Here is a 22,874-nt window from a genome sequence, read left to right on the forward strand (position 1 = left end):
CGTGTCCAGGCGCAGAGTGGAAGAGCAGGATCTGCATTCGCAGCGTTGGGTGATCTCCTATGCTGATTTTATTACCCTGTTGTTTGCTTTCTTTGTGGTGCTGTATGCGATCTCTTCTGTTAATGAAGAAAAATATCGCCAGGTAACTGAATCGTTTGCGGGTATCTTTTCTGGTCAGGATGGCGCTTTGCATCCACCCATTGGCGGTAAATCTGATAGCGATCCGGCAGGTATAGGTATTTTTCAGGGGGGGGAATCCACTAAAGAGAAGCCCACTGAAAAAATTGTTCCGCCGAAACCGGAAAACAGCGCGGTGCTCAAAGCGATTGGTGAGCAGATGCAGATGCAGTTTAAAAAGCTGATCAGCAGCGGCAATGTTGCGGTACAGAGCAATAATCTCTGGGTAGCCCTGGAGCTGGGCGCCAATCTTGTATATCCGGAGGGCGGCGCATTACCGGCGATCACTACTGATCCGGTGTTTGAACGGGTCGCTAAAATTCTTAAACAGTACGATAATCCGATTCATGTTGAAGGCTATACCGATAATCGGTTTATCTCTTCAGATCAGTATCCCTCAAACTGGGAGCTATCGGCGGCGCGAGCTGCCGGGGTTGTGCGTATTCTGGAGATGAATGGTATACCGCCGCAGCGTATGGCCGCGGTAGGTTTTGGTGAGTATCAGCCGCTGGCCGATAATGACACCGAGAATGGTCGCCAGTTAAACCGCCGAATTGTGATTGTGGTTACCCGGGACCGTAAAACGCAGCGGGTGGTCTCTGCATTTGGCAGTGAACAGGTGAGCGAGGATGCTGTTAGCAGTATCCTGACTGAAAGTGGTCTGCCAGAGTCGGCTATTGAAACGGTTAAAGATGAACAGGGGCGGGTGACTTTTCGACGCAAAGAAGCATCCCCACCGTTAGATACAGAAACATTAACGTCACCGGAGAGTATCTCTCCGCAGACACGGGAGACACCGCAGTAATGCAGGTATGGGCGGTAGCGAATCAGAAAGGTGGCGTGGGAAAAACCACGACCGCCGTTACATTGGCCGGTTTGTTGGCTGATGCGGGTCAGCGCGTGTTGCTGGTTGACCTGGACCCTCATGGTTCAATGACCAGCTATTTCAAGTATGATCCGGATGAACTGGAGAATAGCGTTTATGATCTGTTTCAGCCTGGCAGCGAAGTGGATATGAGACTGCTTGAGCCGTTGCTGATGCCGACGTCCAATAACGGGATCGACCTGATTCCAGCCACCACTGCGCTGGCCACGTTGGAACGCAAGTCGGTTGGCCAGGAAGGCATGGGGTTGCAGGTTGCGAAGGCACTCCGGTTGGTAAAAGATCGTTATGATTATGTGGTGATCGATAGCCCACCGGTCCTGGGGGTGCTGATGATTAATGCGCTGGCTGCCTGTGGGCATCTGTTAGTGCCGGTGCAAACTGAGTTTCTGGCACTGAAAGGGCTGGAAAGAATGTTACGTACGATCACGATGATTAACCGGGCGAGAAAACGCCAGTTAACCTACACCCTGATTCCGACGTTTTATGATCGCACCGTTCCAGCGTCGGTGAGTTGTCTGCGCGAATTACATCAGCGCTTTGCAGAAAATATTGCTGCCGCCGTTGTGCCGGTTGATAGTAAGTTTATTACCGCCAGCGCTAAAGGTATAACGCCATCGGAACTGGATTTAACCATGCCAGGTGTACAGGCGTATATCCGTGTTTTACGTGGTCTGGCGGAGCGGAGCAGAGGATGAGTGACGAACAGTTAAATCGACAGCAACAGCTGGTTAAAGAGTATCTTGATGCGCTGCTGAAGGATGATCAAAACCCCTTCAGCATTGAGGCAGAATTAGATCTGACGGAGGCGCTGCCCGCCGATACTGTTGAGGCACCACTGGTGGCTTCTGAACTGCCAAAAGCAGGTCCGGAGATGGAAGAGGTTGATCTGGATGACCTGGAAATAACCCTGGATATGCAGCTAGATGAGCCTGAGCACCTGACGCAGTCTGAGGTCGAGTTAGCCCCGGCTGTGGTCTATAACTCAGTACAGCATGACGCTGGCGCAGCCAAACTCCCAGAGGCAGTGGCGCTCAAGACAGTATCAGAGTCTGAGGTTGAGCTGGCGCCGGAAGTTGTTTATGGCCAGGCACTACCGACCGAAGCGGAAGCTGAATTTGTTACGGAGCCTGTATCTGAGTCCGAAACTGAAACCGAGGCTGTTACGGAGCCGGTAGTTGAAACTGAATTAGGCTTAATGCCGGACAGGATGTATGACTCAGTGTCTGAGACTGAGGAGTGCGCTGAACCAGAACCAGAGCCAGAACCAGAGCCAGAACCAGAGCCAGAACCAGAGCCAGAACCAGAACCAGAGCCAGAACCCGAGCCAGAGCCAGAACCAGAACCAGAGCCAGAGCCAGAGCCAGAACCAGAGCCAGAACCAGAGCCAGAGCCAGAGCCAGAGCCAGAGCCAGAGCCAGAGCCAGAGCCAGAGCCAGAGCCAGAGCCAGAACCAGAACCAGAGCCAGAACCCATGCCCGAAGCGTCTTTTGAGGTTGATTCCGAACCACTCCAGTGTCTTTTAGTGAAGATGTATGGGGTGAAGCTGGCCCTGCCGGTAAAATATCTTCAGGGAGCTCATGATCTGAGTGCGATGAATCTTGAGTTGAGTGCTGAAGCTGACTGGATTTTGGGCAACTATGTCGAATCAGGAAAGTTGGTGCGGGTTGTTGATACCGGCATGTGGATTATTCCTGAGCGCTATGAGCCAGATAGAGCCAGCTATACAGAACTGGTTAAGTTCAACGACTCTTGCTGGGCGATAACCATCGATTCCATGGTCGGTTCGCAGGAGATAGAGGAAGAGCTGATTACCTGGAATAAAAATCCGCAAAGCAGACCCTGGTTACTGGGAACCTGCATGAAGCATCAGTGTGCGGTGGTGAATGTGCCGGCACTGTTGCATGGCTTGAACGCTGCGTTGCAGTAGTAAGGAGAAAAGATGGTCTGGTTAGCCCTGACGGCAGTCGCTATTGTCGCGTTGGTGTCGATTGGATATTCAATCCACGCCCGACGAACGTTACAGCAGCATCAGCGTCAATATGAAGCACTGATCAATGTGTTGCGTAATGAGATTCAGGCGCTGACCAGCAGCTCCATCGGTATGGGGCATCGGCTTATGGATGTCGAAAATCAGCTGAATATCACCGCGGAAAAACAGCAGGAGCTGGCTAACCGTGATCCGGGTGTACTGGCGTACAATCAGGCTGCCCGGTTGATGGAGATGGGCGCGGATGTTGATGATCTGGTGAAAAACTGCGGCATTGGCCGGCCGGAAGCTGAGTTGATGGCGCTGCTGCACAAAGAGATCGCCGCACCCGATAACCGGAACTGAGCACACAGCTCCATTGAGTGTTTAGCTGTGGCTTGCGCAGTTATCCACTTTCTTTATCCGTTTTTGAGTTTATAGGTAAAGGCGATAATCTCTGCAATTGCACGATAGAGGCTTTCCGGAATTTCGTCGCCCAGCTCCAGACGCAATAAAACCTCAACCAGCTCCGGGCTTTCGTGGATATGTACATCGTGTTCCCGGGCCAGTCGAATAATCTGTTCAGCAATCAGTCCCTGCCCTTTAGCGGTGACTGTTGGCGCCCCCTGATGATCGTAATTCAGGGCGATCGCTTTCTGAAGTTCAGCCGATTTTTTCTTCACATTATCCCCGCCTGGTTATTTCAGGTTGTTACGTCAATCAGTTGTTCTACCTGATTAACAGGCTTTGGTGCGGCACCCTCGCTGCAATGGGTTGAGTTGATGCTGTAGCCTTGCAGGTGCATCTGGCGATTGAAGTCGGGCAGCTTGCTGTTCAGCTCCTCAGCGGTTGCCGGGTGGCTGCACCAGAAATGCGCCGTGATCTGATGTTCCTGCTCCAGAATCAGTTCTGCATCCACGGTTCCCTGCTCCTGTAGGTTAAAGTGCAGTCTGACGCGCCACAGTCGTTGCCACTCCTCTTCAGACTGTTGTCGTCGGTGCTCGGAAATTTTAAGTTCAACATTATCCAGCTGTTCACCGTTTTTAACCGGCAGATCGAGAGCAAAATAGCGTTCCAGAGCACCGTCGCTGTTAATCCGGGTATTCTGGATGCTTTCTAACTGGTTGCCTGTGACCCGGTTCAGCAGACCTTTTACCAGTTCATGCAACTGTTGGCGCGCTTGTTCGGGCAGTTTGTCGGCTTGTTGTAATAACTGGCTTAACTGATGCTTCATCTCACCGTTAGGGATCTGGCTGCGTGGATCAGCCAGGTTGCGTTCGGTGAATAGCCCGCCATTTAACAGATTTTGCTGAATACTGCTCTGTCCCTCAGCGGCAGAGCCGGTTTTGACCCCAAACAGATTGATCAGCGAGTTGAGAATACTGTTTATCGGACTTTTTTCTCCGCCGGCATTGCTGTTCAGCTGCTGGAGTTTTACCAGACTATCAGCCAGCGGTTGCTGCGCCGGTAAGACGTAACGCAGCGCATCATTGATGTTGCGATTAAGGTTTTGATTCTGCAGTGGTGACGTGAGCGCGTGTATCTGCACCTGGTCGCTGGCGGTTCGGATCAGCAGCACTTTGCCATCGTATGGGGGCGGCTGTGGCAACGTCAGTGGCAGTGTCCGGCCATTGATGTTGGCGACAAAGTTTGCGTCCCCGGCTGCCGCTCTGATAGCCATGGTCAGAGTGGCCAGAACTGGTCGATTCAGCGGCAGTAGTTGGTTCAGTCCGGCTAATGACCGGGCGGGCACAGTCGCCATTGCCGGTTGCGCTGACGGCGCTGAGGAGGTGCCCGGTTGCTGCTGGCTACGCTGCTCTGCCGGGCCCTGCTGCGAGCTCCCTTTGATTTGCACGACTGGGGGCTGATCAGGGGCGATAGTCTGGTGGTTGCCTGACAACATTGCCGCAGCACTTTGCTGAATGGGTCGTGACTGTGTCGTCGCTGGCTGGTTCAGCGTCTGTAGTTGTGCGCCGGTGGCGGCAGCAGGCAAGGGTGCGGGCAGGGGAGTAGTACTCAGGAGTAGCTGTCCTGCGGCGGTCCGGGTCAGGGTGGCAGTACTGCCGGACGGCAGTGGCTGATTGCTTTTCAACTGATAAAGCTGGCTGCCCAGTTGTACCTGCAAGGTAAACTGGTTTGGCCGGACGGCATCAGGGAGGGTCTGACGGATAGTAATCTGGGTTGGGGTGTTGAGTGGCAGGGTGCGAACGAGTTCTGCCGCCAGAAGGGATTTCCCGGAGCTGTTTTGCAGATTTTGTATGCTCAGTGGATGAAGCACTTGCGATTTTCCTGCACAGTTGGAAAGCAGTTATAGTTCTTTTGGCCGAGATATGCACTACGGCAGTTTATTTTGTATATAATGCCTTGCTTTCGGCGGATATTGCTAATTATAAAGGCTGCATCGCCTGTTTTGCTTTATTGAGGTTGTACTGTTGTCCACACCAAGACTGAAAATCGATAATCTGTTCTGCGAACGGGATGAGCGTGTGCTGTTTGACGGGCTCAGCTTTGAAGTCAATGCTGGCGAGGTGATTCAGATCGAGGGGCAGAATGGCAGCGGCAAAACCACGTTGTTGCGGATTCTCAGTGGCTTATCGCGCCATTTTGAAGGTGATATCTACTGGCAAGGTGAACATCTCGATCACTGCGCCCATGAGTATCGGGAGTCATTGCTTTATTTTGGTCATCAACCCGGGGTTAAAGCGGTACTGACCCCAAGGGAAAATCTGCAATGGTATGCTTCACTGCACCCAGAGATGGATCTGGGTAAGCTGGACAATGCACTGATTAAAGTGGGGTTGCAGGGCTATGAAGATGTTCCCTGTCATACACTCTCTGCAGGTCAGAATCGCCGGGTGAGTCTGGCGCGGCTCTATCTGAGTAGTGCGCCATTGTGGATTCTCGATGAACCTTTTACTGCGATTGATAAACGCGGGGTGGCAGAGAAGGAAGCGTTGATTACAGCCCATGCAGATCAGGGCGGAACGGTTATTCTGACAACACACCATGAGCTGGCGATGGGTGACAAGATTCGCAGACTTAATCTTGATCAATTAGCGGGAACTTTATGAGCGACAGTGTGCCTAAGCAATCGTTAGCAGACAGCCCTGCCCGTGTGTATAAAGTGGATGGGCCGTTTTGGGGCGCGTTAAAACGGGATCTGTTGCTGTCGTACCGACGTAAAAGCGATCTGGTTAATCCGCTGATATTTTTTCTGATGGTTGCAACGCTGTTTCCATTGGGTGTTAGTCCGGATCCGACATTCCTCGCTGATGTGGCGCCCGGGGTGGTGTGGGTTGCTGCTTTGCTGGCAACACTGCTGTCGATGGACAGTCTGTTTCGCTCCGATTTTGAAGATGGCACGCTGGAGCAGATTTTACTCAGCCCACAACCACTCTATATGGTGGTGCTGGCTAAAGTGCTGGCGCACTGGATGCTAACGGGTTTGCCTTTAACTATTCTGGCTCCGGTACTGGGAGTCATGCTGTTTTTGCCCGCAGATGGTATGTGGGGGTTGGTGCTCAGTCTGTTGCTGGGAACGCCAACGCTGAGCCTGGTGGGGGCTATCGGCGCAGCGCTAACTGTAGGATTACGTAAGGGTGGGGTGTTAATCTCACTGTTAGTATTACCGTTGTATATTCCGCTGCTGATCTTTGGCAGCGCAGCGGTGCAGGCGGCGGTGACGGGGTTACCCTTGGGGGGGTATCTGGCTATTCTGGGAGCAATGCTCTCGCTTGGATTGGTGATGGCTCCACTCGCGATTGGTGCCGCACTAAGAATTAGTGTAAGTGGGTAAAACCCCGATAAGGTTGAAATATGGCTGAAAAGAAGTGGTTGCCACGTTGGTTTTATCAGTTGGCTTCTCCCCGCTGGTGTTATGATTTTACGGGTAAGCTGTTACCCATTTTTGCGATAGCTGCAGTGTTGCTGTTAGGCATCGGTACGGTCTGGGCGCTGGCGTTTGCCCCGGCGGACTATCAACAGGGTAATAGCTTCAGGATTATTTACATCCACGTGCCGTCCTCTATATTGGCTCAGTCCTGCTATATGTTGATGGCGGTTGCCGGTGCTATTGGTTTGATCTGGAAAATGAAGGTCGCCGATATGGTGGCCAAGTGCTGCGCACCGATTGGAGCCTCTATCGCGGTACTCTCTCTGGCAACCGGCGCGATCTGGGGTAAGCCGACCTGGGGTTCCTGGTGGGTCTGGGATGCCCGACTGACCTCAATGCTGATTCTGTTTTTTCTCTATCTGGGGATTATTGCCCTTAACTCCGCCATCGAGAGTGAGCGCACTGCGGCGCAGTCAACCGCTGTACTGGCACTGGTAGGGCTGGTAAACATCCCGATTATCAAATACTCAGTAGACTGGTGGAACACACTGCACCAGCCCGCCACCTTTAAACTGACCGAACGTCCGGCGATGCCAGCAGAGATGTGGGTGCCATTACTGGTTATGGTGATCGGTTTTTACTGTTTTTTTGCCGTCGTAATGATGCTACGGCTGCGTAACGAAATTATCCAGCGCGAGCGCCGCAGCAGCTGGGTGCGCGATCTGATTACTGGTTGAGGGTATTAGCTTGAGTTTTGAATCGTTTGCCGCATTTATCGACATGGGTGGTCATGGCCTCTATGTCTGGCTGAGTTATGCGATCGCACTGGTTGTGATTGTAATAAATATTGTTAACCCGCTGATGCAAAAACGTCAGATTTTTAGCGAACAGGCTCGCCGCCTTCGCAGGGAGAAACAGAGCTAATGAATCCGAAACGTAAACAACGACTGATTATCGTTCTTTTTATTGTATTTGGTGCAGCGATTGCTGTTGGGCTGGTGATGTATGCCCTGAATCAGAACATTAATCTGTTTTATTCTCCGACTGATATCGTTGAGCATAAAGCCCCTGAAGGGACCCGTATCCGCGCTGGAGGTATGGTGGTCGAAGGTAGCGTAAAACGCGATCCTCAAAGTCTGATGGTGAGCTTTGAAGTGACAGACTTTGTACATAAGGTGCCGGTAACCTTCACCGGCATCCTGCCGGATCTGTTTCGTGAAGGACAGGGGATTGTTGCGCAGGGCGAGATGAACAGTGAAGGGGTGTTTGAAGCCGTGGAAGTACTGGCCAAGCATGATGAAAACTATATGCCTCCGGAAGTCGCTGATGCGCTTAAAAAGGCGGGCAAAATGCCTGATCAGATGCGCGCTGCGGGAGCCGAATCATTATGATTGCTGAACTGGGTCAATATGCGCTGATCATGGCGCTGTGCATGTCTTTATTACTTGCGGTTGTGCCGATGGTGGGCGCTTCTGTCGGTAATACCTTGTTGATGAATTATGCCCGTCCGTTGTCGATAGGGATGTTTTTCTTTCTCGTGATCAGTATCACCTGCCTGGGTTACTCCTTTGTTACAGATGACTTCTCTGTCGCGTATGTAGCCACTAACTCGAATACCCTATTGCCCTGGTATTTTAAAATCAGCGCGATCTGGGGGGGGCATGAGGGGTCGTTGCTGCTCTGGGTCTTTATACTGAGTGGCTGGACGGTGGCGGTAGCGTTTAAGAGTCAGAACCTGCCGGTGGAGATCACCTCCCGTGTATTAGCGGTGATGGGTATTGTAGCAGTGGGCTTTATTATGTTTACCCTGCTGACCTCCAGCCCGTTTCTGCGTCATCTGCCGCAATTCCCGACCGAGGGTGGCGATCTTAACCCATTGCTACAAGATATTGGTCTGATTATTCATCCACCGATGCTCTATATGGGTTATGTGGGTTTCTCGGTTGCCTTTGCTTTTGCCATAGCGGCATTGTTGACCGGTCGTCTGGATTCCGCCTGGGCGCGCTGGTCACGTCCATGGACCAATATCGCCTGGGCGTTTCTGACACTGGGTATCTCTTTAGGTAGTTGGTGGGCGTATTACGAGCTTGGCTGGGGCGGCTGGTGGTTCTGGGATCCGGTTGAAAACGCCTCATTTATGCCCTGGCTGGTAGGGACCGCGCTGGTGCACTCTCTGGCGGTTACGGAAAAACGTGGTGTGTTTAAAAGCTGGACCGTGTTGCTGGCGATCTTCGCATTCTCGCTGAGTCTGTTGGGAACCTTCCTGGTTCGTTCCGGTGTACTGACGTCGGTGCATGCGTTCGCCTCTGACCCAGATCGTGGTTATTTTATTCTGGCGCTGCTGGCGATCACCATCGGTGGTTCTCTGATTCTCTACGCGGTGAAAGCGGGGAATGTGAAAAGTGAGTCCAGTTTTGCCTTGTTATCCCGGGAATCGCTTCTGCTGCTAAACAATATTCTGTTGGTTGTTTCTGCGATGATGGTGTTGCTGGGGACTATCTATCCGCTTATCGTTGATGCGATGGGCTGGGGAAAAATCTCCGTCGGCCCTCCCTATTTTAACTCACTGTTTATCCCATTAATGCTGTTAATTATGGGGGCTTTGGGGCTGGGGGTGGCGTCTCGCTGGCGCGATACGTCCGTGGCGTTTCTGTTGCAGCAGCTGTGGTTGCCTGCTGTTCTCAGCATTATTGCCGGTCTGTTGGTACAACACTTTTATGCCGAGGAGTTTAATCTGACGGTGGCGGGTGTGATGTCACTGGTATTCTGGGTAGTCTTCAGCAGCATCCGCGATTTCTGGAAGAAAGTCGCCGGCCGAAGCAGCATTAAAACAGCCCTTTCCGGTTTGTCCCGTAGCTATTTCGGCATGATTCTGGCCCACACCGGGATTGCGGTTGCTGTGGTTGGCGCACTGATGGTGAGTATCTATAACGAAGAGCGTGATTTGCGGATGGCGCCGGGTGATGTGCTTAGCTTCAATGAATATCAGTTTGAGTTTCTTGGGGCACAGAAGAAGCAGGGGCCAAACTACAGTTCAGATATGGGTGTGATTCGGGTGTCATATCAGGGCGAACTCTATGGTGAGCTGCACCCGGAAAAGCGCTTTTATCCTGCCCGGGGCAATGTGATGACCGAAGCGGATATCGATCCGGGTTTGTTCCGTGATCTTTATGTTGCGTTGGGGGAACCGTTGGAAAATGGCGCCTGGGCTGTCCGAGTGCAGCACAAGCCCTTTGTGCGCTGGCTCTGGCTTGGCGGATTACTGATGACCGCCGGTGGTTTGTTGGCGGCTACTGACCCCCGCTACCGTAAACAGGCCCGGCGCGATGCTGCCAGGGCCGTAGCCTGATTTAGTGTTTCGAAAGGTGTAATGATGCGTCGATTAATTGTTCTGCTGCCACTGGCTCTGTTTGTTGCCCTAGGGTTGTTTCTCTGGAATGGCATCGGTAAAGATACCCAGGTGATCCCGTCACCGCTGATCGATAAGCCGGTGCCGGAGTTTGCCTTATCCGCACTTCTGGATGAACAGAAAACTATTACTGCTGCCGACCTGAAGGGGCGCCCTGCGCTGCTAAATGTCTGGGCAACCTGGTGTCCGACCTGTAAGCAGGAACACGCGCAGCTGAACCGCATGGCCCGGGATGAGGGCATTACTATCTACGGCGTGAATTATAAAGATGATCGGGCCAAAGCCAGAATCTGGCTGGATAAGTATATGAACCCTTATGCCCTGAATATCTATGATCCTGACGGTACACTGGGGCTCAACCTGGGCGTCTATGGAGCGCCGGAAACCTTCCTGCTGGATGCTCAGGGAGTTATTCGTTACAAGCATGTTGGGGCGATTGATCAACGGGTCTGGAGTGAGTTGCGACAGAAAATGAAGCAGCTGGAGGTGAACTGATGGTCCGGCATATCTTCTTAGTGGTGCTGCTTAGCTTTAGCAGTTTAGCGAGCGCTGCGATCGATACTTATCAGTTTAAGGATGATGCAACCCGGGAGCGGTTTCAGTCTTTGTCGAGCGAATTGCGCTGTCCTAAATGCCAGAATCAGAACATTGCCGATTCTAATTCGCCGATTGCCAAAGATCTGCGGGATCAACTGTACAAGATGCTTGAAAATGGCGCTGATGATGAGCAAGTAGTCGATTTTATGGTGACCCGTTATGGCGAGTTTGTACTCTATCGCCCGCGGGTGTCAGAGCAGACCTATCTGCTTTGGTATGGCCCTGCGGCGCTGCTGTTAATCGGTATAGTCGTGGTTTTGCTGGTGAGTGGTAAGCGCAAAAAAGCCGAGCCGGGTAAACCGAATAGCAGTTTAAGTGATGCTGAGAAAGAGCGGCTCGATCAGTTACTGAAACAGGAACAGAATAAATGACGGCGTTATGGTTAGGAATCGCACTGCTCTCACTTCTGGCAGTGGTATTTGTTTTAGTGCCGGTTTATCGGGGACGTCAGATTGAAAATGATATTCAGCCGGATGTAGACCGTCGGCAGCTGAATATCACTATCTATGAGGAGCGGCTGGCCGAGCTCGGTGCGGAGCGGGCTGCAGGTACGCTTGATCAGGAAAACTATGATTCACTGAAACTGGAGCTGGAGCGCAACCTGCTTCAGGATGTCGACGATACTGCAGTGCCTTCGGGTAAGTCTGTGCATGTTACCCGTCAGTCAATTATCACCGCATTTCTGCTGGCGGCTCTGGTGCCCGCAATGGGGTTGGCAATCTATGCTAAGTACGGCCGTTCAGGTGATCTGGCGGTGGCTATGAGCCGTCCTGCCGACCCGTTCAATGGGCGTAAACCCACCGTTGAAGAAGCGATTACTGCGCTGCAGGAACGCTTAAAGCAGGAACCGGAAAATCCTGAAGGCTGGTATCTGTTGGCGAATACCTTTATGAGTATGCAGAATTTTGCTGCAGCGGCCGACGGCTATGGTAAAGCGCTGAAGTACCTGCCTGCCGATGCTCCGCAATATGCGGGTGTAAATGGGCAATACGCGCAGGCACTGTTTTTTGCTAACAGCGGCAAGATGAATCCGCAGATCCGTGCTGAGGTTGATAAAACCCTGGGGGTTGATCCTTTTGATGTGACTGCGCTGGGTCTGTTGGGGATCGAATCTTATGAGTCGGGTGACTATCGGGCGGCGATGGAGTTCTGGCGCAAAGGTCTGACTAACGCCAGTGCAGAGCAGGCTGACTCCCTGAAATCGGGTATCATTTCGGCACGGGATAAGTTGATTGCAGCGGGTGAAACTGTGGCAGACATCCCTGAGCTTGCAGAGGTTAAAATCCAACTGGCGGTCAGCCTGAGCCCTGAACTACAAAGCCGTGTCACACCCGATATGACTGTATTTATCTTTGCCCGCCCGGTGGGTGGCAGAATGCCGCTGGCCGCAAAGCGGGTGACGGTTGCAGACCTGCCGCTGAGTATCGTATTGGATGACAGCATGGCGATGAGCCCACAAGCGAAGCTGTCCGGTGCTGAAACGGTTGAAGTAACCGCGCGGATTTCCGCGTCGGGACAGCCCACCCCACAGCCGGGTGACCTGAGCGGAACCATTTCTCCTGTTGCTGTTCATGACCAAGTTGATATATTAGAGCTGTCTATTGATCATATAGTTGAATGATTGCACAAATCCGGCACAATAGAGAAACGGTACAACGCACATAAATTAAAATAAGGGTAAAATCTGGCAATGGAATTAGGATTACGCGAATGGCTGATTATCGGTGGCGCGATAGTTGTTCTCCTGATTGTATTGGATGGCTGGCGCCGTATGCGGGGCGGCGGCAATCGGCTGAAGATGAAGATTGATAAGTCTTTCAGCGATCTACCGGAGCTTCCCGAAGAGTCATCCTACAACCCTGAACTGCCCGGCGGTGGTGCCAGGGTTGTAAGCCGGCAGGATGCTCCAAAAACCCATAGTCCAGCTGTCAACACCCGACAGGAGCCAGTGTTTGGGAATGAAGAGCTGGATCTTTCACCGCCCAGAGCGGTTGTGGCTTCACAACAGCCGGACTCTCATCAGCCAGTCGTTTTGCAGCAATCGCTCAGTTCGTCGTCAGCGAGCCGGACTAAACAGTCTGCAGCAAAGTCCCCTGTACCTATAACTCCGACCTTTACTGCGGATGATCATGATCCGTTGTTTGCGCCGTCTGATAGTTTTCCGCCACATCATGATGGCCCCTCCTTTGATGAGCTGGATCTGGATGAAGGGCTTTCCGCGCCGCGGGTGGTGCGTGCGCCAACCCCACCGCCTGCGGAAGTCATTGCTGAAGAGACGCTGGACGACGATACCGCAGATGAGGAGATGATCCCCGTTGTTGAGCATATCGTCCTGCAGTCAGCGCCAGAGATCGCGTCTGATCCAGAATCTGAACCTGAACCAGAACCAGAACTTGTCGCGTCTATCGGTGACGAACAGAAAACCCCAGAACTGTTTGCTGTTGAAGATGAGCCCGAAACTGAGTTTGAGCCTGAGCCTGAGCCTGAGCCTGAGCCTGAGAGCGTTCAGCTTGCCTCTGCATATTCTGTCGATGATGATGATCTGATCGATTCTTTGCCGGAAGGTTTTCGTGTTGACCAGGCTATTGAGACTGATGAGGAGGATGATGAGCATGAGTTCGACTATACCCGTCCCGTCAGTGAGCTGATGCGTCCGGTGCGCGAAGATCATAATCTGTTACAGCAAACCTCAATGGATCTGCCTGAACGTCAGGACTCCATGTTTTCACTGTTTGATGAGCCAGAGCTTAAGCAGAAGCCCCCGTTTGAGAAATCCTCTTATGAGCAGGCAAAAGTTGCCAGCACACCCACACCAAACGCTGAGTCTGAACGATTTTCTGCTGTTGATGATGAACCCGATGAGATAACCGAAGGCTTTTTTGTTGATCGGCCAGCGGCTGAATCCACAGGTAAAACTGCTGAAAAACCTGTTACAAAAGCCGATAATGCAGATAGTAGTATTGGTATTAAAGGCCAGCCTCTGCAGAAGATCCCTGAGGCAGATAAGGTGCTGGTTATCTCCGTAGCCGCTGAAGATGGGCAGAGCTTCTCTGGACGAAGCCTGCTGCAAATCCTGCTAGCCTGCGGTATGCGCTACGGAGATATGAAAATCTTCCACCGCTATGAAGATGGTATCAATCAGGGCGCAATTCAGTTCAGTATGACCAATGCGTTGGAGCCGGGTTACTTTGATATCGATACGATGGATAGTATAGAAACCCGCGGTGTAACCTTCTTTATGTCAATGGAAGAACCGCGTGATGTGATGAATGCCTATGAGTGCATGCTGGCCACTGCGGTTGCCGTTGCCAAAAATCTGCACGGCGTTCTGCTGGATGAAAACCGCTCCACCATGCGTGATCAGACCAAAGAACACTACCGCGAGCGTATCCGTAAATTTGAGATGCGTAAGCTGAAAAAAACCACAACTGCCTGATAGTCCCAGATAAAAGCCGATGAAACCTGACACCTCCACTACGCAGTTGCTTGAGCAACTGCGCGATCAATTGCGCCACTACAACTATCAATACTATGTGCTTGATGATCCGCAGGTGCCCGACGCTGAATATGACCGGTTGTTTCAGCAGCTGAAAAAACTGGAGGATGAAAACCCGGAGCTGATCACGCCAGAGTCGCCTACTCAGCGAGTCGGTGCCCAACCCCTGGCCGCTTTTACCCAGGTGCGTCATGAGATGCCGATGCTATCACTGGATAACGCGTTTTCAGCGGATGATATGCAGGCGTTTGAAAAACGGCTGCGTGACCGGCTAAAACTTAGCGAAGAGATTCCCCTTGAGTTTGCCTGCGAGCCCAAGCTTGATGGTATTGCCGTCAGTCTTCTGTATGAAAATGGTCTGTTAATCCGGGGCGCCACCCGGGGGGATGGCAGTACCGGTGAGGATATCACCCTGAATGTTCGCACCATCCCCTCAATCCCGCTGCGATTGATGGGAGATGATTACCCTGAAAGGCTTGAAGTGCGTGGTGAGATCTATATGCCTCGCAGGGGCTTCGAACGGCTTAATGACCAGGCTTTAAAACGAGGGGATAAGCCATTTGTTAACCCCCGTAATGCCGCGGCCGGTAGTTTGCGGCAGCTGGATCCTAAAATAACTGCTCAACGCTCGCTGGAGATGTGCTGTTATTCGGTGGGTGTCGTTAGTGGCGCTGAACTTCCGGATACTCATGAGGCAATACTGCGTAAATTGGCGACCTGGGGCTTAAGAATTAATGCTGAGATGGCCATTGTTGAGGGCGCCGAGGGCTGTCTTGATTACTTTGACAGGCTGTCAGCGAAGCGTAATCAGCTTGCCTATGAGATCGACGGGATTGTATTCAAGGTCAACGCGATTGAGCTGCAACAGCAGTTAGGCTTCGTTTCCAGAGCACCACGCTGGGCAATAGCACACAAGTTTCCGGCCCAGGAAGAGATTACTGTCGTCAACGCTATTGAGTTTCAGGTGGGACGCACCGGAGCGATCACCCCAGTGGCCCGGCTGGAACCGGTGTTTGTGGGGGGCGTGACGGTGAGTAATGCAACGTTGCATAACATGGATGAGGTTGAGCGTCTGGGTGTTCGGGCTGGGGACAGTGTTATTATCCGCCGCGCCGGTGATGTGATTCCTCAGGTGGTGTCGGTGGTGCTGGAACGCCGCCCGGCAACGACTGTATCCGTCCAGTTGCCCGAACGCTGCCCGGTCTGCGATGCAGAGATTGTGCGGGTAGAAAGCGAGGCGGTAGCTCGCTGTTCCGGTGGTCTTAGCTGTGCGGCACAGCGTAAGGAAGCGCTGAAGCATTATGTCTCCCGTAAGGCGATGGATATTGATGGCCTGGGCGAGAAGCTGATCGATGCACTGGTGGAAAAAGAGCTGGTGCATAGTCCGGCCGATCTCTATCGGTTACACCATCGACAGTTAGCCAGTATGGAGCGGATGGGTGATAAGTCGGCCACTAAGTTGTTACAGAGTATTGAAAACAGTAAGTCGACAGAGCTGGCGAACTTTATTTATGCGTTGGGTATTCGGGAAGTGGGTGAGGCCACTGCACGCACTCTGGCGGTTCATTTTGGTTCCATAGAGGCGGTGATGGCGGCCAGCGACGAACAACTACAAGCCGCACCGGATGTTGGCCCAGTGGTGGCAAAATATATCGTCAGTTTCTTTCATCAGGTACATAACCGCGAGGTCATTGAGGCGCTGCGCAGTGCCGGGGTTCACTGGCAGGATGTTGAGGTGGATGTAAAGTCCCTGCCGCTGGCGGGCCAGACCTGGGTGCTGACGGGTACACTGGAACAGATGCCCCGTACGGAAGCGAAAAAGCAGTTGCTGGCACTGGGTGCCAAAGTTGCAGGCAGTGTTTCTAAGAATACTGATTGTGTTGTGGCGGGACCTGGTGCAGGCTCTAAGTTACAGAAAGCGGAAGAGTTAGATATTCCGGTACTGGATGAAACGCAATTTCTGGCGCGGTTGGCAGAGTATAACGGATAAGTGAGGCTGGCAGATGTTGGGATCGAGGTTTTACAGGTCAATACCGGTGTGTTTCCTGGGTGCCCTGATGCTGCAGGGGTGTAGTGATATTGCTCAGGTGGTACCCGCACGTTTTGTAAAACCGGATAACCCCTTTTGTCTGGGGCTTTATCAGAATAATGATTGGCTGGATGCCGCTGTTTTAACCGAAAATCGCTGGGGGCTGCCACTGCATATTGCTCTGGCTGAGCTGAATATGCCGGTGGGTACCGAGGCCAGTGAGTATATCAAACCAGTGCCTTCTGATTGGGAAGAGTATCGACTGGCGAGTGAAAATTGGTCGGGCAGCGTTGCGGATATTGGTACTGCGCTGGATTTTCTTGGCTGGCACGCGCAACTTGCCAGTCAGCGTAACGACCTGAATATGAATCAGGCGGGCAAACTGTATATCGCTTCGCGTATCGGTCATGGTGGTTTGTATCGCCTGGAGTATCACCCGGACCCGGTTCTGATGCGTCAGGCTGAGAGCGTGGATCAGCGGGCGCAACAGTATCGGGAGGACCTGAAAACCTGTCCTCGCATTCGTGAACGTGCCGACAGCTTTTTTCGCTGGCCCTGGTAACGATGATTATTCCCTGGGAACAACTGCAACCAGAGACCCTGACAAGTCTTATAGAAGAGTTTGTCACCCGTGATGGCACGGACTATGGTTTTAATGAGACAACCACTCAGACGCGCATAGAGCAGGTCAGAGCACGACTCAGACAGGGTGAGGCGGTGGTTTTGTTCAGCCAGAGTACAGGCCAGTGCAATATAGTTGCCCGTAACAGTTTATAGTTAGCGGAGGTGTCCTTATGGATCAGTTGGAACAGGTTACAGCACTGATTGCGCTGACCATGGGGGTTGGCTGGGCCAGCGGCATCAATCTCTATGCGACGATCCTGATGCTGGGACTGATGGCTAATATGGGCAATCTGCAACTGCCAGCCGGACTGGAAATTGTCGCTGATCCTATGGTGCTGATGGCTGCCGCGTTTATGTATTGCGTCGAGTTTTTTGCAGACAAAATTCCCGGTGTAGATACCGGCTGGGATACCCTGCATACTTTTATCCGTATCCCCGCAGGCGCCGCTCTGGCTGCCGGGGCTGTCGGTGATATGAATGAGGCGGTTATTCTTGCGGCCGCGCTGGTGGGAGGCTCTCTCTCTGCTACCAGCCATGCAATGAAAGCAGGCGGACGGGTGATGATCAATACCTCTCCTGAGCCGGTAACCAACTGGACTGCCTCAGTCGTAGAGGATCTGGCGGTGTTTGGTGGTTTATGGACGGCGTTGAACTACCCCCTTGCTTTTCTGATTGGGTTGGTGCTGTTTATTGCGCTGGTGGTCTGGTTGCTACCTAAGATCTGGCGTGGTGTGAAAAAGGTCTTTGCATTTCTGGCCGGTTTGTTTGGCGCACGGGATAACGATATTCAACTCGATACAGGAAACAACGCCTTGCCTAATCAGAGCAACAGGTACAAGCGCTGATAGTCAGTTCATATTATCAGCGCTTACTCAAACAACGTTATAACTCTCAGATTTAACGGCTATCCAGCCACTCATTATTGATAAGGGACTGCAACAGATCTGTTCGGGTGATGATGCCGGCGAGATTGCCGTTGTCCTGAACGATAGGGATACAGCTCAGCTGATGTTCAACACAGCTGACAGCCAGTTGGCGAATATTGGTATCCGGCGTGGCAGTAATCACCTGTGTTGAATAGCACTGCTCAATGGTGTCTTCAATGCTATGCGATTGGGCCCCCTGATAACTGAGGTATTGCAGCAATAGTTTCTCCGTCACAACCCCCATCAACCGTCCGGCACCTGAGAGCACCAGCAGATGGCTGATATCATGCTGCTTCATCTTATACAGGGCGGATTGGATTTTACTGCCTTGTAGTACCGCCTGAACCGGATGAGTCATAATCAGAGATGCAGGGATGTAAGAGCGGGGATGCTCAAGTGTGGTGGAGCTACCGCTGGTTTGGCTGTAGACCGATGCCGCTTTGCGCGCATTGCCTTTTGTTTGGCTGCCAGACTCATGATGCATTATCTGATCAACATGATCCTTTTCATGGTCTCTGTCCACGCCAGCTTCTGCCGTGCGCGCAGACGCAGCTAACTGCTCGACCCCCCGAGGGGCAAACATCGACTTAACCGGTGTCTGGATACGATATCCCTGATCGTAGATAACCAATGCCATAACTGTCTATCACTATAATGTCAGAACTGTTTCTACTATATCGCCCGTCTGATCAGATTCTTGATGATAAATCGTGCCGGATTGAGCTTATCAATCAACTCTTTTTCCAGAGGTAATGGCTCATTCTCAAGCATAGTGGCGATAATCTCTCCACTGATTGGACCGGTGATCAGTCCTTTTGATCCATGCGCCAGGTTGGCAAATAGTCCTGAATAATGCATCGCAGGAATATCAATCACTGTTTTTGCATCATGCCTCAAGGGGGCATAGTCTTCGATAAAAGCGTCATATACCGGCACAGGGCCAATTATTGGAAGCTTGTCAGGCGATGCGCAGCGGAATCCAACCCTGCCTTTCAGGCCTTTGTTATTATGGTATTGTTTTAACTGTTTTCCTAACTCCGGCGCCATATCGGTGACTTTTTCCAGGTTGTGTTGGTGTCCGGATTCGCGGATATCGGTTGCTTCATCCTTCAGATCAAAGGTTGCACCGAAACAGAAACGACCTTCTTTGGCCGGAGAGATATAGCCTTCGCTACAGAGTACAGTGTTGAGTGCTGGAGGATAGTCATCGGATGTCGATTCAGTCAGAGAAACCTGTCCGCGAATATTTTGTAACGGCAGATGCTTTAACTGTTCAAATTTGCTGCTGTCTGCAGCGGAGGCAACTACGATGACGGCTGCCGTGAGTATTTGATTATCCTCGGTAAAACCGTTCCAACGGCTATCTACTTGTTCCAGGCGGGTGATCTCGGTATTCGTTAATACTGTGATACCAGGATGGTCAGCTAACCACTGGCAAAGTAATGGCGGCGTCACCCAGCCTGCATCTGGAAAGAATAAACCACTTCTACTGACCGTGGTGCCTGCCAGCGCTGAGGCCTCAGTGTCGTTTGTAAAATGAACCAGTGCTTCAGGATAGTTACCTGACTCAGCCAGGTTGCGCTGCCTCGCCAGTTCTTTGTCACTGGCAGCCAGTTGTAGCAGGCCACAAGGTGACCAGATATCAGAGCGATCTGCCAGATTCTGTTTAAGAAAGTTACTGCTATAGAGAAAGCCAGAAAGGTGAAAGCGGCTGGCGGGTATCGGTTCCACCGGGAGCTTGGCATAGAGTGCGCCTTGACGATTACCGGAACCTTCAGCGGCAATCTGCGGGTTTTTATCCACGAGAGTCACTTTCCAGCCTCGCTGAGCCAGCGAACGGGCAGTCGAACATCCCGCAACACCAGCACCGATAATCAACGCAGATTTTTCGCTGGTATGCTTTTGCGGTAATTGAAACCATGATGGGGACAACGTTGCTTTTGACACTTCCAGTGATGCTGTAGCACTAAAAGAACCGACTAACATATCCCATTTTGGGCCAAAACCATCGGTTCTCTTGACCTGAAACCCAACTTCCCGCAGCCCACGCTTTACAATACCGGCAGAGGTGAAAGTTGAGAACGTCGTGCCCGGTTTGCTGAGTCGTGCAACCTGTTGAAAAAGTTCGCTGCTCCACATGTCTGGATTTTTAGCAGGAGAAAATCCATCCAGAAACCAGGCATCGACTTCTGCATCCAACTGGCTGTAACATTCAACAGCATCGCCCAGCATTAGTGTTAGCGTAACGCGACCATCATTGAAACTAAGGCGGTGAAAGCCTGACACGCTGATAGGGTATTGAGCAATGAGTTGTTCTGAGAACGTGTTAAGCTCAGGCCATAACGCCAGTGCTCTGGTCAGATCATCCGGTGTAATTGGGTATTTTTCGACACTGATGAAATGTAACTTTGCTGCAGTCGGTGAGTGTTTAAGAAACAGACGCCAGGCCGCGAGAAAGTTAAGCCCGGTACCGAAGCCTGTTTCAGCGATGGTGAGTGAGTCTGCTGTTTGGAATCGGTCCGTTAGCTGGTTGTTATCGAGAAATACATAAGTGGTTTCCTCAAGACCGTTGTCGGTGGAGAAGTAAATGTCGTCGAACCTTGTTGATAAAGGCGCTTCAGAAGACCAGTCTAAATTGGCGATTGAGTTTGGTGTTTTCATGGCTCTTTGAGTAATAACCCTCGACAGTAGTACCGCGCTTAAGTGAATAATTGTATAGAATTTGTTAAATCTGTGCTTAAGTTTTTGAATCGTCTTTCTCAAAAGTTTTTTTTGATATTTTCACAAGGAAATAATAAGGTTTTTAGCTCTGATGTGAGTAGTCAGATTCTTGCTGGAATAAGGATAGAGATTCAAGATGGGGTATCAATTTATTCAGAGAGCTCTGTGGGTTCTTATACGTATATAGGAAAAATGCTCAGTAACAAAGGCTTCGATTAGAAGCTATTGTTTAATTGGAAATAATGTATCAATTGAACAAGGGGAACACTTATTAAATAAGATTAGTACAAATAGTGTTTTTTATGATGCGCCATATGATGTACTGACTAGTAAGGGGGCCGCATAGGTAATGATGTGTGGATAGGAGTAGATACTATTGTTTTACGGGGTGTTACCGTTGGTACTGGAGTGGTTATAGGAGCGAATTCTGTAGTTACTAGTGATGCGCCCCATTTGCTATCGTAGTAGATTTTCTTAGATATAGGTTCGATAAAGAAAAAGAACAAGCAATTCTGGAAAGTGAATGATGGAATGAGGAGCCTGAGAGAGCTAAGGTTATTTTTGAAGAGATAAATGATGAAAACTTCTTTGGTTATAGATTATCATATTCATAATGCGGTTTTTAATCTTGAATATAAAGAAGTTAACAGAGGTAGCTGTGCTTATAGTATTTAGTATTTCGCTTTTGAAAGAGAAGTTCAGGATTTTAGGATACGATTTTTCTGTATGCGATATTAATTATTCGGATGAATTAGGATAGTCTTTTTGTTGGCTAAAAGGTAATTGTGTTGAAAAATAAATTATCTTGTCTTTTTTATTTGAAAGTGAATTTGTAAATCCAGGTTTTTTGGTTCAAGAAGTATTGTTTATTTAAGAAGAATATTTGAATGGATTGATGGTCTTGTGAATAATAAAAGTATTTTAAAATTAATTGTGCTCATAAGTCTCAAAAAGATAGGTTGAATTTTTTGAGAATTTTAAAGATTTTGATGAGAAGAAAAGTGTATGCATTGGTATCATATAGCAAAATCATTAAATACGAGTTTTAACTTAATTCTGAGGGTGTAAAAAGTTATTGGATTGAAGGGAATTCAAAGTAAAGATATTTCGGTTTTTGAAGTTCTGGTTTAAATAATCCAGATACTTGGGGTAGATATTTTGATTATACTGTTAAGAAAGTTAATTTTTAAAGTCATTTTTATATAGCTTTAGCTTATATAAAGGTGGTGTTAAATCAAGAAGTATCACTTTATTACAGTATGGATTTGCTATTTGTTACGAAAGCGAAAATGGTGAAAGGTTATATAACACAAAAAGTATTTGATCGTTTGTTTGCTAGATGAGTACCATATGCTGAGAGGTTGCGAATATGAAAATATATATCTTTTGATTGCTTGTCGACCGTAGAGATTATCGTTTACATGAAGAGAATTATGAGTACTTGATAAGTATAACTAAAGATCAATACTGCGATTTTTAGGGAAATATAGGGAAACTTATTTTCTGTGATGGCGGTGGTTTTTAAGTCTGTAAAATTTACGTAAGTGATAGTGAGAAATGTTTTAAATGAAAGAAAGTAGTCGTGATTTTTTGATTATTTCTATTGGTAAAGCGACGCACGTACTGTTGATGCTGGCTAGCCTTAAGTTGGTAACTTATTATTTGGCTCCTTCAGTTATGGGACAAATATACCTGTTTACAACAGTATATACTTTTTTTGTATACTTTCTGGTTAGCCCTGTTGGTCAATATTTTAATCGCTATACTCACAAGTGGGAAAGTCAAAGTGTTTTATATCATCGTTTTTTGCTATATTTATTTTATATGATATTTGTGAGTATATTGTCTTCATTAGGGGCTGTACTTGTTTACTTAGTTGATGACGCGCTTGATGTTTCGCTACTGTTTTTTTCCCTATTAACAGGAGGGTTTGTTTTGATTGTTAGTGCAAATCAAATAATTGTTCATCTGTTTAATATGTTAAATTATAGATTGTTTTTTTCAATGTTGACTTTTATGACTAGCTTCTTAGCGCTATGTTTTAGTTTAGGTTTTATTTTTGTTGTTGATAGAACCGCCACTAGTTGGCTTCAGGGTATATTGATTGGTAATGCAGTTGTCCTGGTTGTTGCTTTTTTTATAATGAGAAGGATTTTACTTGCTAATGAGAAAAGATTTAATATTCTGCTTGATTTTGGTTTTTTAAATAGA

The 22,874-nt window shown here is 49.9% G+C and carries 24 protein-coding genes; 20 read left to right on the forward strand and 4 right to left on the reverse strand.

Going from position 1 to position 22,874, the window contains the following annotated elements; genetic code table 11:
• The first annotated feature begins 1 nt into the window (after position 1).
• Genes ACQY8X_RS11170 through ACQY8X_RS11185 form a run of 4 tightly spaced genes read left to right on the forward strand, consistent with a single transcriptional unit; the run spans position 2 to position 3,395 of the window.
• Positions 2–982 (forward strand): flagellar motor protein MotB, encoded by a 981-nt coding sequence (locus ACQY8X_RS11170; RefSeq protein ID WP_428035220.1) that lies wholly within the window; start codon positions 2–4, stop codon positions 980–982.
• Positions 982–1,758 carry a ParA family protein gene (locus ACQY8X_RS11175; protein ID WP_428035221.1) on the forward strand — a complete coding sequence of 259 codons (777 nt, stop codon included), beginning with the start codon at positions 982–984 and terminating at the stop codon, positions 1,756–1,758. Before ACQY8X_RS11170 ends, ACQY8X_RS11175 begins: the two co-directional genes overlap by 1 nt.
• Positions 1,755–2,990, forward strand: a complete 1,236-nt coding sequence (locus tag ACQY8X_RS11180; RefSeq protein WP_428035222.1) for a chemotaxis protein CheW — start codon at positions 1,755–1,757, stop codon at positions 2,988–2,990. The genes ACQY8X_RS11175 and ACQY8X_RS11180 overlap by 4 nt, the downstream gene beginning before the upstream one ends.
• 12 nt (positions 2,991–3,002) lie before the next feature.
• Positions 3,003–3,395: a DUF2802 domain-containing protein gene (locus tag ACQY8X_RS11185; protein WP_428035223.1), complete on the forward strand. Its 393-nt coding sequence runs from the start codon at positions 3,003–3,005 to the stop codon at positions 3,393–3,395.
• Positions 3,396–3,448: 53 nt separating this feature from the next.
• On the opposite strand, the gene ACQY8X_RS11190 is transcribed toward ACQY8X_RS11185, so the two are convergent.
• On the reverse strand, positions 3,449–3,712 hold the full coding sequence (locus ACQY8X_RS11190) for an EscU/YscU/HrcU family type III secretion system export apparatus switch protein (protein ID WP_428035224.1): 264 nt from the start codon (positions 3,710–3,712) through the stop codon (positions 3,449–3,451).
• A 20-nt stretch (positions 3,713–3,732) separates the two neighbouring features.
• Positions 3,733–5,307 carry a flagellar hook-length control protein FliK gene (locus tag ACQY8X_RS11195; RefSeq protein ID WP_428035225.1) on the reverse strand — a complete coding sequence of 525 codons (1,575 nt, stop codon included), beginning with the start codon at positions 5,305–5,307 and terminating at the stop codon, positions 3,733–3,735.
• A gap of 154 nt (positions 5,308–5,461) precedes the next feature.
• Between ACQY8X_RS11195 and ccmA the strand changes: the two genes are divergently transcribed.
• The 14 genes from ccmA (at position 5,462) to ACQY8X_RS11265 (ending at position 17,861) form a co-directional block, all read left to right on the forward strand.
• Positions 5,462–6,100 (forward strand): cytochrome c biogenesis heme-transporting ATPase CcmA, encoded by a 639-nt coding sequence (ccmA, locus tag ACQY8X_RS11200; RefSeq protein ID WP_428035226.1) that lies wholly within the window; start codon positions 5,462–5,464, stop codon positions 6,098–6,100.
• Entirely contained in the window at positions 6,097–6,825 is a 729-nt protein-coding gene (ccmB, locus tag ACQY8X_RS11205) for a heme exporter protein CcmB (RefSeq protein ID WP_428035227.1), read from the forward strand. The genes ccmA and ccmB overlap by 4 nt, the downstream gene beginning before the upstream one ends.
• 20 nt (positions 6,826–6,845) lie before the next feature.
• On the forward strand, positions 6,846–7,598 hold the full coding sequence (locus ACQY8X_RS11210; protein ID WP_428035228.1) for a heme ABC transporter permease: 753 nt from the start codon (positions 6,846–6,848) through the stop codon (positions 7,596–7,598).
• A 10-nt stretch (positions 7,599–7,608) separates the two neighbouring features.
• Entirely contained in the window at positions 7,609–7,785 is a 177-nt protein-coding gene (gene ccmD, locus ACQY8X_RS11215) for a heme exporter protein CcmD (protein WP_428035229.1), read from the forward strand.
• A complete protein-coding gene (ccmE, locus tag ACQY8X_RS11220; RefSeq protein ID WP_428035230.1) occupies positions 7,785–8,252 on the forward strand; it encodes a cytochrome c maturation protein CcmE in 468 nt (155 codons plus the stop codon). Before ccmD ends, ccmE begins: the two co-directional genes overlap by 1 nt.
• Positions 8,249–10,210: a heme lyase CcmF/NrfE family subunit gene (locus ACQY8X_RS11225; RefSeq protein ID WP_428035231.1), complete on the forward strand. Its 1,962-nt coding sequence runs from the start codon at positions 8,249–8,251 to the stop codon at positions 10,208–10,210. Before ccmE ends, ACQY8X_RS11225 begins: the two co-directional genes overlap by 4 nt.
• Before the next feature lie 24 nt (positions 10,211–10,234).
• Positions 10,235–10,765, forward strand: a complete 531-nt coding sequence (locus ACQY8X_RS11230) for a DsbE family thiol:disulfide interchange protein (protein WP_428035232.1) — start codon at positions 10,235–10,237, stop codon at positions 10,763–10,765.
• Positions 10,765–11,238, forward strand: coding sequence for a cytochrome c-type biogenesis protein (locus ACQY8X_RS11235; protein ID WP_428035233.1), 474 nt, complete (start codon positions 10,765–10,767; stop codon positions 11,236–11,238). The genes ACQY8X_RS11230 and ACQY8X_RS11235 overlap by 1 nt, the downstream gene beginning before the upstream one ends.
• Positions 11,235–12,488, forward strand: a complete 1,254-nt coding sequence (ccmI, locus tag ACQY8X_RS11240) for a c-type cytochrome biogenesis protein CcmI (RefSeq protein WP_428035234.1) — start codon at positions 11,235–11,237, stop codon at positions 12,486–12,488. Before ACQY8X_RS11235 ends, ccmI begins: the two co-directional genes overlap by 4 nt.
• Positions 12,489–12,557: 69 nt before the next feature.
• Positions 12,558–14,303: a cell division protein ZipA gene (gene zipA, locus ACQY8X_RS11245; RefSeq protein WP_428035235.1), complete on the forward strand. Its 1,746-nt coding sequence runs from the start codon at positions 12,558–12,560 to the stop codon at positions 14,301–14,303.
• A gap of 19 nt (positions 14,304–14,322) precedes the next feature.
• A complete protein-coding gene (gene ligA, locus ACQY8X_RS11250) occupies positions 14,323–16,353 on the forward strand; it encodes an NAD-dependent DNA ligase LigA (RefSeq protein ID WP_428035236.1) in 2,031 nt (676 codons plus the stop codon).
• Positions 16,354–16,399: 46 nt separating this feature from the next.
• Entirely contained in the window at positions 16,400–16,954 is a 555-nt protein-coding gene (locus tag ACQY8X_RS11255; RefSeq protein ID WP_428035237.1) for a hypothetical protein, read from the forward strand.
• A 2-nt stretch (positions 16,955–16,956) separates the two neighbouring features.
• Entirely contained in the window at positions 16,957–17,169 is a 213-nt protein-coding gene (locus ACQY8X_RS11260) for a YheU family protein (protein WP_428035238.1), read from the forward strand.
• A gap of 17 nt (positions 17,170–17,186) precedes the next feature.
• Complete coding sequence (locus tag ACQY8X_RS11265) at positions 17,187–17,861, forward strand: DUF4126 domain-containing protein (protein WP_428035239.1); 675 nt, start codon at positions 17,187–17,189, stop codon at positions 17,859–17,861.
• Between the two features lie 52 nt (positions 17,862–17,913).
• Here ACQY8X_RS11265 and ACQY8X_RS11270 read toward each other — a convergent pair whose 3' ends face one another.
• Together ACQY8X_RS11270 and mnmC are read right to left on the reverse strand one after the other, a co-directional pair.
• Positions 17,914–18,579, reverse strand: a complete 666-nt coding sequence (locus ACQY8X_RS11270) for a CBS domain-containing protein (protein ID WP_428035240.1) — start codon at positions 18,577–18,579, stop codon at positions 17,914–17,916.
• Positions 18,580–18,614: 35 nt separating this feature from the next.
• On the reverse strand, positions 18,615–20,603 hold the full coding sequence (mnmC, locus tag ACQY8X_RS11275) for a bifunctional tRNA (5-methylaminomethyl-2-thiouridine)(34)-methyltransferase MnmD/FAD-dependent 5-carboxymethylaminomethyl-2-thiouridine(34) oxidoreductase MnmC (protein WP_428035241.1): 1,989 nt from the start codon (positions 20,601–20,603) through the stop codon (positions 18,615–18,617).
• 402 nt (positions 20,604–21,005) lie between these two features.
• Between mnmC and ACQY8X_RS11280 the strand changes: the two genes are divergently transcribed.
• Positions 21,006–21,128 (forward strand): DapH/DapD/GlmU-related protein, encoded by a 123-nt coding sequence (locus ACQY8X_RS11280; RefSeq protein WP_428035244.1) that lies wholly within the window; start codon positions 21,006–21,008, stop codon positions 21,126–21,128.
• A gap of 1,101 nt (positions 21,129–22,229) precedes the next feature.
• The coding region (locus ACQY8X_RS11285; protein WP_428035242.1) for a hypothetical protein at positions 22,230–22,874 on the forward strand (645 nt) is incomplete at its 3' end.

It is taken from the genome of Amphritea sp., assembly GCF_050300915.1.
GTDB lineage: Bacteria > Pseudomonadota > Gammaproteobacteria > Pseudomonadales > Balneatricaceae > Amphritea.